The organism is Bacillus sp. YBWC18 (assembly GCF_002998775.1).
Classification (GTDB): Bacteria; Bacillota; Bacilli; order Bacillales; family Bacillaceae; genus Bacillus.
In genome coordinates, this window is sequence record NZ_PVRI01000001.1 from 912201 (window position 1) to 925229 (window position 13029).

The following is a 13029-nucleotide window of genomic DNA, read 5'->3' on the forward strand; positions in this document are numbered from 1 at the left end:
TTTTATACTGAAAGAAACGGTATGTCTAATCAGTAGGAGTGAATGCGCATGTTAAATTCTGAATTTTTAAGTCAATTAAAAAAGATTGTCGGTGCGCCCTATGTACAAGACAGTAAAGCCGATCGGCTTGCCTACTCTTATGATGCAACGCCTAATTTTCAGCATCTACCGGATGTCATCGTGAGCCCGCACGCGGCTGAGGAAATCCAGCAAATCGTCCGGCTCTGCGCCTCATATAAGGTGCCGATCGTGCCAAGAGGATCAGGAACGAACCTTTGTGCAGGAACCTGTCCTACACAAGGCGGACTTGTGATGTTGTTTACAAGAATGAACCAATTAATCGAAATAGACGAAGAAAACCTCACCGCAACGGTCCAGCCTGGTTTGATCACACAGGAACTCATTCGCCAAGTAGAGGCAAGAGGTCTCTTCTACCCACCAGATCCAAGCTCAATGAAAATCTCCACGTTAGGCGGCAATATTAATGAAAATTCAGGTGGTCTCCGGGGGTTAAAATATGGCGTGACGAGAGATTATGTACTTGGACTTGAAGTGGTGCTGCCAAACGGTGACATCATCAAAACGGGCGGCAAGCTCGCTAAGGACGTGGCCGGGTATGATATGACCCGTTTATTTGTTGGATCAGAAGGAACGCTCGGAATTGTCACAGAAGCCACGCTGAAGCTTTTGCCGCTTCCAGAAACCAAACAAACGATGCTTTGCTTATATGAAAGCCTAGAGGAAGCAGCCGCATCAGTTTCGGCGATTATTGCAGAGCGTATTATCCCCGCCACATTAGAATTTATGGATCAGCCGACACTGAAAGTCGTCGAAGACTTTGCCAAAATCGGCCTGCCGACTGACGTTCAAGCGGTGCTATTAATCGAACAGGACGGCAACCCTGAGGCCGTTTCCCGTGATATAAAGAACATCGCAAAGGTCTGTCAGCAGCACGGTGCAAAAGGAGTAAATATCGCACATTCTGAAGAAGAGGCAAGTGCCCTTTTAACAGCGAGACGAGCCGCTTTATCTGCCCTCGCCCGTTTAAGCCCCACAACGATTTTAGAAGATGCTACAGTCCCCCGGTCTGAAATTGCTAACATGGTGCGGGCGATCGAAGACATTGCGAGAGAGTACGAAGTAAAAATCTGTACATTTGGTCATGCAGGTGACGGGAATTTACATCCTACTTGTGCAACCGATGCAAGAAATGAAGAAGAAATGAAGCGGGTCGAAGAAGCCTTTCAGGCCATTTTTGAAAAAGCAGTCTCCCTTGGCGGCACCATTACGGGTGAACATGGCGTGGGTCTGATGAAAGCCCCCTATTTAGAGCTAAAGGTCAAAAAAGAAGGAATCGCAGCAATGAAAGCAATCAAACAAGCGCTAGATCCAGCAAATATTATGAATCCTGATAAGGTGTTTGGAAAAGCAGCAAGAAAGCGGGTGGTGGTCTCATGAATTCCTCTAAACAATCAGAGATTCAGCAAAACTTTCAGCAGCAAATGGATGAAAAGGAGCTGCTCAACTGCATGCGCTGCGGCTTCTGCCTCCCTTCCTGTCCTACTTATATTGAATCCGGTCAACAAGAAACTCACTCTCCCCGCGGCCGGATTGCTTTAATGAAGGCGGTGAGAGACGGCGTGATTGAGCCGGATGAAGATGTCGAACATTCACTGAACCTTTGTCTTGGCTGCCGTGCATGTGAACCGGTCTGCCCTTCCGGCGTCAAATATGGACGTTTACTTGAGGATGCGAGAGACATCCTTCAGCAGCACAAAAAACAATCTCTTCCTGTCAAATTTGTGAGACGTGTTGTGTTTAAAGGACTCTTTCCTTCACAAAGCCGAATGCGTCAAGCGGCTGGACTTCTGCGATTTTATCAAACCTCTGGTCTGCAAACGGCCGCCCGCAAGTCTGGCATGCTAAAGGTGCTTCCGCCGCATTTACAGCTGATGGAGCAGGCCCTTCCAAAGGTGCCGCGTCAACAAAAAAGCCGTGCGTTAGAATACAAAGCCATTGGCACGGCAAGAAAGCGTGTGGCCTTTTTTACTGGCTGTTTAATGGACACCGTTTTTTCCAGCACAAACGAAGCGACCATCCAGCTTTTGCAGCTGGCCGGCTGTGACGTTGTCGTCCCTCCTGTTCAGACGTGCTGCGGTGCACTTCATGGCCATAGCGGAGAAAAAGAGCAAGCGAAACAGTTAGCAAGGCGGAATATTGAAGCATTTGAGGAGATAGAGGCAGATGCCATTGTTATGAATGCGGGCGGATGTGGTGCCTTTTTAAGTGATTACGATCATTTGCTAAAGGATGATCCGGCTTTTCAAAAGCGAGGTGAAGCCTTCTCAAATAAAATCACGGATATATCAGATATTCTCGTGGAGCTTAAGTTTCACCGGCGTACATCGCTTGCCTTGCCAGAGCAGATCATCACCTATCAAGACTCTTGTCACTTACGAAATGGAATGGGTGTAGAGCAAGCGCCAAGGGTGCTGATGAAGGCGATTCACGGGGTATCATTTAAAGAAATGAAGGATGCCGACCGCTGCTGCGGATCCGCCGGAATTTATAATATTTTGCAACCAAAGATGTCGATGCAAATTTTAGATCATAAAATGACAGAAGCTAGTCAAACAGCGGCGGCTGCCATTGTCACGTCCAATCCAGGCTGTCATTTGCAAATGGCAGCGGGTATCAAACGTTCAGGACAATCGCCCAGCATGCGTGCCGTCCATCTCGCAGATTTTTTATTAGAAGCCGTTCAATATGGAAAAAAAGCGTCTAGCTCATCAAGCTGAACGCTTTTTTTCATGCATATCTTCAGACAATTAGTTGGATAATAGAGGCAAATCGCGGAAGGAGATGATTCAAGTGCTGAAGAAAAACAAACAACATCAAAAGGACCCAAATTCAGTATTTGAGGCATTGTCACGTTCCTCTGATTTTACAAACGAATTGTCACGAAGTGAAGGTTTTCTTTATCGAATCTCTTTTTTTCGTTCTTTAATTAATGGTCATCTACTCCATGAACAAATTTTGCCCTGCATGAAAGAGTTGCACCTCACCCCCACTCTTGAGGAGCTGAAAGAACGAATCCCCATTGAACAGTCTGTCATCACGACCGATCTTCAAAAAGTGGAAGAAGCCCTTCATCTGGGCAATATGGCCATTCGGCTCGAAACGGACTGGGGCAAAGCACTTCTGATACCGATTGAAGAAAAGAAAGGCAGACAAGTTGGGCCCCCCGAGATTGAATTTGGCATTATCAGTGCCCAGGAAGCATTTGTGGAGGTTTTGGATACCAATTTAAATTTGGTCAGGCGGCGGCTGCCGACGCCGAACCTGAAAGTGGCAGAAAAGACAGTTGGCACGCTATCTCAAACAAAAGTAGCGGTGTTATATATTGAAGAAATCGCCAACCCGCAAAACATCGAAACCGTTCTCCAGCGCATTGAGGACGTTGATTATGATCAGATTTTAGATGCGAATTACCTCGCTCAAATGCTTTATGATGTATCCAATACGATCTTTCCATTGTTTTTAAATACAGAAAGACCCGACCGCGTGTCGTCAGGTTTAACAGAAGGGAAAATTGCCATCTTAGTCGATGGATCGCCTCATGTCTTGCTTGCCCCGACTATTTTACTTGAGTATTTTTCCACAATGGAAGACTACAATATGTCGTGGATGGCGGCTTCTTGCTTTCGGCTGTTACGCATATTTGCAGTGATATTCTCCATTTTTGCGACACCTTTATATGTAGCCGTTTTAACCTTTCATTATGAGCTGATCCCAAAGGATTTATTAGAAACCATTGTGTCCTCGCGCTATCTTGTTCCATTTCCTCCGATTATTGAGGCCCTATTTTTAGAGATTTCGATTGAATTACTAAGAGAAGCAGGTTCGAGGCTCCCAGCTAAAGTCGGGCAGACGCTCGGGATTGTTGGCGGGATTGTCATTGGACAGGCTGCTGTGGCAGCAGGCTTAACAAGTAATATTTTACTCATTATTGTCGCCCTTTCTGCTCTTGCCTCATTTGTCACCCCTATTTACAAAATGGGCAGTGCCATTCGGCTGCTGAGATTTCCATTTCTATTTGCAGCACAGATTTGGGGTGCATTAGGCATTGCCGTGATGGGATCTTTCCTACTCACCCATTTAATGAAATTAACGTCTATTGGAAGGCCGTATCTAGAGCCTATTTTTCCACTGCGTCTGACGGATTTAAAGGGTAGCTTGATTCGTCCTCAGCTCCGCTTTTTGAATAAAAGACCGGAAAATTTACGCCCGCAAAATGAAACGATTCACCGGCAAAAGCCTAAGCAAGGCCGTAAGGGGAAAAATGATTTTTATGAATAAGGAAGTGAAAGCATGAGTTCTTCTTCTGTGAAAGAAAAATTTCAAGTTTCCCCTTTTTTTGTGTTTTTTCTCATCAATGCCAATCAAGTAGGTGTCGGCATTTTAAACTTTCAAACAAACCTTGTTCGTTCTATGAATAATGATGGATGGATCGCCATTCTTATTTCTGGCATCAGCGTCAATGTGATGATCTTTCTGATGTACTTGATGTTTAGAAAGGCCCCTTCGGATGAATTTGGTGATATCACGCAATACGTATTTGGCAAATGGATTGGGCAATTATTCAACATACTCTATATCTTATATTTTGCTTCTTTGTCGTTGACCGTTCTCGTCCACTATATGGATGTGATCCATGTATGGCTGTTTAAAGAAATTCCTGGTCTATTGTTTGCGTCTGTACTGCTGCTGCTTGTGTATTACATTCATACCGGCGGCTTTAGAACCATTGCTGGATGGGCATTTTTTAGCATTGTACTGACGTATTGGATGACGTTTATTTGCTTTTATGTCATGAAATATAGTCACATTCGCTTCATGTTTCCGATGTTTGATCATACATTTTCGCAGCTGGTAATGGGCGTCAAAGATGCCTCCTTATCCATGTTTGGTTTTGGCACGCTGCTTGTCTATTATCCCTTTATTAAACAAGCACAGACGTCACAAAAATTTGCCCACATGGGGGCATTATTCACGACATGCTTAAATTTACTTGTCTTTCTCGTCTCCATTGCGTATTACTCTAGTGCTCAGCTCAAATTAACAAAATGGCCGACATTAACGTTAACAAGTATTGTGAAACTTCCCTTTATCCAGCGCTTTGAATTTATTGAAGTGTCCCTCTGGCTGCTTCTGATCATTCCAAATATCGCCATTCCATTATGGGCAGCGAGCCGAATGGCGAAACAAGTATTTCATACGAGTCAGCGCGTCACTTTAATCTGTCTCAGCATCCTCATTTTGGTCATGTTTTCGTTTTTTGCCGGGGCAACCTCTTTTGAAGCCTTTAATCAATGGGTGGAATATAGCGGATACATTCTTATATATGGATTGATTGTCTGTATGGTCATTGGGCTGATGCTGAAAAAAAGGTGGGTGAAAAAACGAGCATGAAACGTTATATACTCATGGGTCTCATGTTGTTTAGTCTTTTGTTAACTAGCTGTGCACAGCCTCGCCTTTTAGATGAATTAAATATCTCTCAGGCGGCAGGATTTGATTTAGTAGAAGATGGCGAAATGAAGGGCTTCTTCGTCTTCCCTGTCTTTAAAAGTGAAGAGCAAGGAAGTTATCAAATATTAAGTGCGAGGTCAAACACCATTAGTAATATTCAGTTTCTCGTGTCAGAAAAATCACCTTTTCCAGTGGTCATGGGCCAGGTGCTCGTTATTTTAATCAGTGAAAAATTAGCAAAAGAAGTCGGCATGATCGATTTAATGAATTACATTTATCGTGATCCTATCATTGGTTCACGCCAAGTGTTTGCGATTGTAGGCGGAGAAGTTGAAGAGTTATTATACACAAAAATGAATCAAACGAACTTGAATATTGGCGTGTATCTCTCTGATCTGTTAACCCAAAATATGCGAAATGGCAATGAACCTGTGACCAATCAGCATATTTTTATGAATCAGATGCTGGCAAAAGGGGTCGATGCTTACCTCCCTTACATCAAAAAAACAAGCAATGCCATCAAGGTCACAGGAGTCGCTCTGTTTGATCAAGAAAAAATGGTGGGTCATATCCCTGGAGAAGAAACGTTCACATTTAAAGCGATGATTGAAAATCATAAAAATGGCATCTACGAGTTTCAATTGGATGATCAAGCAAAGACCCATGTCGTCATTGAAAATATCAAATCACATGTGTCTTACCAGATCAAACCAACGAAAAACCTAACAAAAAAGCCTCATATCACGATTGATATCAAGCTGAAAGGTGAATTAAAAGAATTTATGAAGTCCAAAAAAATTGATAAACCTTCTATATTGGACCATGTTGAAAGAAAAGTTGAAAAACGTGTCGCTCAGCAAGGACAAGACCTTGTTCAGTCCTTTAAAAAGCAAAACATAGATCCGCTTGGGCTGGGTTTGAGGTATCGATCAAAAGACAAAGCAATGACACCAGAAAAATGGCAGGAAATCTATCCTGATGCGGATGTACAAATTAAATGCCATATGAAAATTGTTCAAACCGGTGTCAGTCAATAAATGAGTAAAAAATTATTCGAAAATGTCTTCTTTGGTGACGATGACATCACCCTCTGATTGGAAAGCCTGTCCGTCCTCTCCATAAAAGTCATCGTGCAGTAAAAATTGTTTCATTTGAAAAGATGACAATACTCTAATCTTCGTCCTTTACATCTGGATCTTCAGGAATCGGTTCATTTAAAATCTCTTGGACGAGCTCTTTGTATTGTTCAAGCTGCTTCATATGCGTTTGAAACTGTCCTTGATAAATCAGATAGGATTCGCCGTCAAATACATAGCGGATCTTTTTTTGCTGGATTAATTTCTCAATATACGCTTCAGCTACTTCTAAGTATTCAGCTGTTTCTGCGATTGTTAAATACATGTTTGTGCACCACCCGTTCGTTTCATCTAACAAATTATATCATGATCTGTTGAAAAAAACGGATGCAGCCTATTCCTATTTTCTTTACTGATTTGACCACTGACATCATGATAGTTCTTCACATAACAAGTGTTCAGCAATTAGATCGTCTAGGTACAAGCAAATATGGTATGATAAAGTTTGCTAGACGAGAGTTTATCGTCACAGAATTGGTGGAAAAGCCAGGCATTCATGAGGCGTCTTTCGGTTTAGCCGTGAGAGGTAAGCGGAAAGCAGACTCATGAGAAAAGCAAAACAAGCATAGGCTTTTATAAGGATGCTTGAAGAAAATTCGTATTTAAAGGCAGAGTGAAATGAATGGGAACCTTGTTCAATGAAATTTTAACCTGGCTGACAAGCCTTGGTTATGTTGGTGTAGCACTAGGTCTGATGATTGAAATCATTCCGAGCGAAATTGTTCTTGCTTATGGCGGATATATGGTGTCAACAGGAACAATCGGTTTTGTTGGAGCTGTTATCGCTGGCGTCATCGGAGGTACGCTCGCACAGTGTTTTATATACTGGATCGGCCTTTATGGCGGAAGACCTTTTTTAACAAAGTACGGAAAATACTTATTCATCCATGAACACCATATCGCAACTGCAGAGCGCTGGTTTGACCGATATGGAACCGGTGTGGTGTTTACAGCGCGCTTTATTCCTGTTGTCCGCCACGCCATCTCCATTCCAGCAGGTATTGCCAAAATGCCTTTTTTGAAATTTGTCCTCTTGACAGGATTAGCTGCCATCCCTTGGTCGATCTTATTTATCTATCTCGGTATGCAGCTTGGGACAAAGTGGGATCACATTCAAAGTGTTGCTCACGCTTATACAACCCCTATTATGGCCATTGCGATTGTCCTGATCGTTCTTTATTTTGTCCTCAAAAAAATTCGTACGAACCGAAAACGGACAATCTAATGAAAAACGCCTTCCACTGATCGGGTGAAAGGCGTTTTTTCTATGAATGTGATGATTGTTTTTTCATATATTGGGATAATTCCATAATCATTGCACCCATTCTCTCAAGTGACGGAGCTAGAATTCTGTCTATTCCCTCTTCTTTTAAAGCTTCAGCTGTGACTTTTCCGACGGCCACTGCCAGTACGTGCTGCTCGAATAGCTCTTGGAGTTCTTGTTTTCTGCCCCATTTTGCCGCTAATGTGAAAAAGGCGTGAACCTGAACAGCGGTTGTAAAACAGACGGCATGGACTTTTTCATCTTTCATTTCTTGAAGCAATGTTTCTGCGGCCTCTGGTTCAGGAGGTGTGTGCTGATAAGGTAAAAGCGGCAAAATATCAGCCCCTTTGTCATGTAAAAACTGGATGAGAGCCGGAGCGTTTTCCCCGTGAAGCTGCACCATGACGCGTTTGCCATGAAACTCCTTGTCTTCAAGCTTTGAGATCATGTCACGAACCGTTCCATCTTCATCAGATACGTCTGGCTGAATTCCGCGTTTTTTGAGTGCTGCAAAGGTTTTATACCCTCTTGAAGCAATATGCGCATTTGATAGAATGTGCATAAATGCTTCCCCCAGATGAAGCTCTTCTGCACTCTCAATCAATGTGTCTGTCCCGATGCCTGTTGTGAAAATCACCCAATCCGCACCTTGCTTCACAAAGGTTTCAATGCCTGGCTTTAACTCCTCTTTGGCTAAAAATACGGTTCCTTGAAGAGAACGAATAACGGCTTGTCCCCCTTGCTTTTCGACAAGTGTACGCATTTCTTCTGTTTTTCTCGTTCCACAAATGGCAATCGTTTTTCCAGCTAAGCCTTTACTCATTTTATCCCTCTTTTTCTATCACATTTGATATGTATTAAATATAGATTTATTTGGAAGACGTTGCAAGTGTCTACTAAAAAAGAGCTTGACGTTTCGGTCTAATTCGAGTATCTTTTGTAAGTGCAAATTGTAGGAGGTCATTATGGAAAAACAGAATGTTCAAGCTATTCGATTATCAATTGCAGACCCAACACCACTTGGTTTGTTTGGTTTAGCAATGGTGACGCTCGTTGCGTCCTCACAAAAACTAGGAATTACAGATGGCACTTCCCTTATTTTACCTTGGGCTATCTTCCTTGGAGGCATCGCGCAGCTAATCGCGTCCATACAAGATTCAAAGCATCATAATATTTTTGGAGCCACTGCCTTTGGCGCATTCGGTCTTTTTTGGATGGGCGTTGGAACGACTTGGCTCATTCAAGCCGGCGTTTTTGGGAAAACGCTTGCGGGAGCAGCAGATCCAAAACAACTAGGTTTTGCGTTTATCGGTTATTTGATTTTCAGCTTGTTTATGACGATTGGTGCAATGGAAACACATAAAGTATTATTTTTGATTTTCGTCTTTATTGATTTCTTATTCCTTGGTCTTTCCCTTAGCTCGTTTGGTGTGATGTACGATGTGACTCATACCTTTGCCGGTATCGCAGAATTGATCATTTCCCTGCTTTCGTTTTATGGTTCAGCAGCTGTTGTGCTCAATACTCATTTTGGCCGAACTGTGCTGCCAATTGGACAACCATTTCGTATTTTTACAAAAGCATAAATAAAAAAGAACTGCTTTGTGCAGTTCTTTTTTCATGTTTATTTTTCTTGTGCCTCTTGGAAGATCTCTCCGATGATTTCGTACGAGCGCATTCTTTCTTGATGGTCAAACATATCCGAATTAATCATCACTTCGTCTGCTTGAGTGGCTTCAATAAAGGCTTCCAATTCTTTTTTCACCTTTTCTTTATCCCCGATCATTGTCGAACTTAATTGTTCATCCACCATCGCTTTTTCATACGGACTCCAAAGGCCGTCCATACTGTCGACAGGCGCTTTGAGTTTTCCTGGAGTATTTCGAATGAGACTCAAAAACCGCTGATAATGAGAGGTCGCCAAATATTCAGCTCGCTCTGTTTGATCTGCAGCAAAAACGGTCACACCCACCATGGCATAAGGCTCTTTTAACACATCAGAAGGTCTAAATGACTGTCTATACAACTCTAAAGCAGGAATTGTATTTTTAGGTGAAAAATGTGCCGCAAAGGCAAATGGCAATCCAAGTTCTCCTGCAAGCCTTGCGCTAAAACCACTTGAACCAAGGAGCCAAATGGGAATGTCCAGTCCTTCGCCTGGTACTGCTCTTACATGTTTTTTAACCTGACCTGTTGGTTTGAAATATTGCCGAAGTTCTTCAAGCTGCTCCGGGAAATCTTCTCCGTTATGAAGGTTACGTCTGAGAGCTCTTGCCGTTAACTGATCCGTTCCCGGTGCTCTGCCAAGACCTAAATCAATTCTCCCCGGATATAATGTCTCAAGTGTCCCAAATTGTTCAGCAATGACAAGTGAAGAGTGGTTTGGCAGCATAATCCCGCCAGATCCTACTCGAATTTTTTCGGTTCCCCCAGCAATATATCCAATTAAAACGGACGTTGCAGAGCTCGCAACACCTTCCATATTATGGTGTTCTGCTAGCCAGTATCTATGATAACCCCACTTCTCCGCCTTTTTTGCTAAATCCATACTATGTTCAAAAGACTCCTTAATGGTGCCTCCTTCTGTCACAGAGGATAAATTTAAAACGGAATAAGCTGTGCGCTGTAAAACTGATTGACTCATAAATGATGTCCCCATTTCTGTCAAAAATCATACTAGTTATATACTTTCAACACCATAACATAAAATCATGAAACATTTAAATGATTTGATTCGATGATTTTCGAAATGATGAGTTTCTAGGTTTTACTTCAAATTTGAAAATTTGCACATAGAATGAAATATCAATTTTAGGAGATGGGCAATTTGTACAATCAATTCGATCACAAATGTCCCTTTTGCGGTAAATATCATGAGCAGCCTCATTACAAAAGAACACGTCATGACCGTCCTCAAAGAAGAGACTGTCCATTTATCAATCAAGAACATTCAAAACAAAACAGGTCTCGAGGGAATCCCCCTGTGAAAAAAGAGAAAAACAATTCAAAGGGTTGGACGAAGAGGCCCAGCAGGTCCCGCTGGGCCAACCGGACCAACTGGACCTGCTGGCGGATTAACCGGCGCCCTCCCTTTTAACCCCTCACAATCACAAGATTACGAGGCGGGTCAAGTTGTCACGTTTAATGGCAGTATTTATATAGCCAATGTAGATGCTCCATCAGGAATACCTGGGCTCTCCCCCGACTATACACTTTTGGCAGCTTCTGGGAAAACTGGTCCGACTGGCCCTACAGGGATAGAATTAAGTGGTGCTGAAGCATATGATCCTGCAATAGCAACAACATATTCAGTGGGTCAAGTGGTCACTTATGAAGGTGGTACGTATATTGTGGACTCTGCTTCACCTTTAGGTACGCCAGATACGTCACCGGATTATACGCTTTTGGCAGCACCTGGTGCTACAGGTTCAACAGGTAGCACAGGTTCTGCTGGTCCTACTGGACCTACCAGGGCTACTGGAATCACCGGATCGGGGTAGTACCAGCGAAGCTGACACCACCCGCAATAAGGAAATATCAAGGTAATAATAAGTTGTTTAAGTTAAATACCTCCAACACACATACCCCCGTCCTGTTTTATGAATAATACCAACGCGACGAGCCCAATGACGATTGATGTGATCACAACCATGCTACTCCAACCTCAAATCCTTCGCCGGCCTTACTGAAGCCAAAGACAACTCCTCCGAATCCAACAGATAGTAGATCAATCCGAGGCTTAGTGACATCGGTAATGTTTTTCAAATACTTAAGCCCTATCAATAACCCTATGACCAAAAGTGGCAGGGATATCCAAAAGATGTAAAATATTCTATTAATAGACCGCCTATAGTCGGTCCAGACGTTGGTGCGACCATGATAACCAGAGAGACCAATCCCATCGCCGCCCCCCCGCTTTTCCAGTGGATATATAACAAGAACGGTATTAAATATGAGTGGAAGCAACAATCCCATGCCAACCGCCTGTAAAACTCGGGCGAACATCAACATTTCAAAATTGAATGCCAGTGCCGCAATCAATGTACCTACGATTAAACTCATGACCGAACCTATGAACAGCTTCCTTGTGGAAAACGTCTGCAACAGCAACCCACTCACTGGCATTAAAATACCAAGAGGGCATAAAACTGGTTGTTAACCACTGTGCGGTTGCAGGCGAAATTTGGAACACTTCTATTAAATTAGTCAATGCTATATTTAGAGAGGTTTCGTTAAACATGCCAACAGCACCGCAGATAAGTAACGCTGTCAAGATGGCCCGCGTATTGTATTGATTCTTCATTTTATATATCCTCATAAATCTATTTTTAATTAATATCAGATTATTTTTTAGCAAATCCTTGTTTGTTTAAATACTCAAGCATAAAAGGGAGTCTACTTCTTTCAAGATGATCCTCGATGTGATCTTTCCATCCCTTTACTTTCTTAACTGTGAAAGGCGCTTTAACCGGACGATTTTGGTAATATTCACGCATCTGTTGGTCATAAGTTGTTAATTTTTCTTCATCTAGTGGTTGATACTGATTATCAAACATGACCATCGATTGAGGCAAACGTGGTTTTAGTCCAGGCTTCTCTCCAGCAGGATGTCCTATGCATAGCCCCACTAACGGAATCACATACTTTGGTAAATTTAATACCTCGGTTAATTCTGAGATATTAGCTCTTACTCCACCGATATAAACACCACCGAGTCCCATTGATTCCGCCGCAGTTAAAGCATTTTGAGCCATTAACCCAGCATCGAATGTACCTATTAATAGGTATTCAATATAGTCAAGGTCAACCTTGGGTGCAATTTCATGATTCCTGTTAAAATCTGCACAAAAAATCCAAAATTCTGCTGCTTCTTCAATATAAGGTTGATTTACAGAGAGCTGCATCACTTTTTTTCGTAATTCTGGATCTGTAATTCTAATGATAGAAACCACTTGTAGTAGACTGAATGATGAAGTTTGATTAGCTGCCTTAAAGATTGCATCTCGTTGTCCCTCTGTCAGTGGTTGATTAGTGAAAGAACGAATGGATGTATGATTATGAAGCAATTCAAGGGTATTATTCATTTGAACCTCTCCT

The 13029-nt window shown here is 42.6% G+C and carries 12 protein-coding genes and 1 pseudogene; 8 read left to right on the top strand and 5 right to left on the bottom strand.

Annotated elements, in window-relative coordinates; all coding sequences use genetic code 11:
• The first annotated feature begins 48 nt into the window (after nt 1-48).
• From glcD to C6348_RS04775, 5 genes are all read left to right on the top strand, one after another.
• Nucleotides 49-1458, top strand: a complete 1410-nt coding sequence (gene glcD, locus C6348_RS04755; protein ID WP_106042114.1) for a glycolate oxidase subunit GlcD — start codon at nt 49-51, stop codon at nt 1456-1458.
• On the top strand, nt 1455-2798 hold the full coding sequence (locus C6348_RS04760; protein ID WP_106042116.1) for a (Fe-S)-binding protein: 1344 nt from the start codon (nt 1455-1457) through the stop codon (nt 2796-2798). The genes glcD and C6348_RS04760 overlap by 4 nt, the downstream gene beginning before the upstream one ends.
• Before the next feature lie 73 nt (nt 2799-2871).
• On the top strand, nt 2872-4359 hold the full coding sequence (locus C6348_RS04765) for a spore germination protein (RefSeq protein WP_060596497.1): 1488 nt from the start codon (nt 2872-2874) through the stop codon (nt 4357-4359).
• A 12-nt stretch (nt 4360-4371) separates the two neighbouring features.
• Entirely contained in the window at nt 4372-5472 is a 1101-nt protein-coding gene (locus tag C6348_RS04770; RefSeq protein WP_060596498.1) for a GerAB/ArcD/ProY family transporter, read from the top strand.
• Nucleotides 5469-6569 carry a Ger(x)C family spore germination protein gene (locus C6348_RS04775; RefSeq protein WP_066030803.1) on the top strand — a complete coding sequence of 367 codons (1101 nt, stop codon included), beginning with the start codon at nt 5469-5471 and terminating at the stop codon, nt 6567-6569. Before C6348_RS04770 ends, C6348_RS04775 begins: the two co-directional genes overlap by 4 nt.
• A 133-nt stretch (nt 6570-6702) precedes the next feature.
• Here C6348_RS04775 and C6348_RS04780 read toward each other — a convergent pair whose 3' ends face one another.
• Nucleotides 6703-6933 (bottom strand): excisionase family DNA-binding protein, encoded by a 231-nt coding sequence (locus tag C6348_RS04780; RefSeq protein WP_034660863.1) that lies wholly within the window; start codon nt 6931-6933, stop codon nt 6703-6705.
• Between the two features lie 357 nt (nt 6934-7290).
• On the opposite strand from C6348_RS04780, the gene uptA reads away from it, so the two are divergent.
• The gene (gene uptA / locus C6348_RS04790) at nt 7291-7893 is read left to right on the top strand and encodes an undecaprenyl phosphate transporter UptA (RefSeq protein WP_095285257.1); all 603 of its coding nucleotides are present in this window, start codon (nt 7291-7293) and stop codon (nt 7891-7893) included.
• A 40-nt stretch (nt 7894-7933) separates the two neighbouring features.
• On the opposite strand, the gene C6348_RS04795 is transcribed toward uptA, so the two are convergent.
• Nucleotides 7934-8755 (bottom strand): uroporphyrinogen-III synthase, encoded by an 822-nt coding sequence (locus C6348_RS04795; protein WP_106042120.1) that lies wholly within the window; start codon nt 8753-8755, stop codon nt 7934-7936.
• Between the two features lie 142 nt (nt 8756-8897).
• Here C6348_RS04795 and C6348_RS04800 point away from each other — a divergent pair, with 142 nt between their 5' ends.
• Nucleotides 8898-9518, top strand: a complete 621-nt coding sequence (locus C6348_RS04800) for an acetate uptake transporter (protein WP_106042122.1) — start codon at nt 8898-8900, stop codon at nt 9516-9518.
• Between the two features lie 38 nt (nt 9519-9556).
• Here the strand turns inward: C6348_RS04800 and C6348_RS04805 are convergent, their stop codons facing one another.
• The gene (locus tag C6348_RS04805) at nt 9557-10576 is read right to left on the bottom strand and encodes an LLM class flavin-dependent oxidoreductase (RefSeq protein WP_060596504.1); all 1020 of its coding nucleotides are present in this window, start codon (nt 10574-10576) and stop codon (nt 9557-9559) included.
• Nucleotides 10577-11147: 571 nt separating this feature from the next.
• Here C6348_RS04805 and C6348_RS18850 point away from each other — a divergent pair.
• The gene (locus C6348_RS18850) at nt 11148-11432 is read left to right on the top strand and encodes a hypothetical protein (RefSeq protein WP_189293903.1); all 285 of its coding nucleotides are present in this window, start codon (nt 11148-11150) and stop codon (nt 11430-11432) included.
• Between the two features lie 101 nt (nt 11433-11533).
• Here the strand turns inward: C6348_RS18850 and C6348_RS04815 are convergent.
• Together C6348_RS04815 and nfsA are read right to left on the bottom strand one after the other, a co-directional pair.
• Nucleotides 11534-12235, bottom strand: a pseudogene (locus C6348_RS04815) (MFS transporter); the annotation flags it as partial.
• Between the two features lie 40 nt (nt 12236-12275).
• Nucleotides 12276-13016, bottom strand: a complete 741-nt coding sequence (nfsA, locus tag C6348_RS04820; RefSeq protein WP_060596507.1) for an oxygen-insensitive NADPH nitroreductase — start codon at nt 13014-13016, stop codon at nt 12276-12278.
• Nucleotides 13017-13029 lie beyond the last annotated feature (13 nt).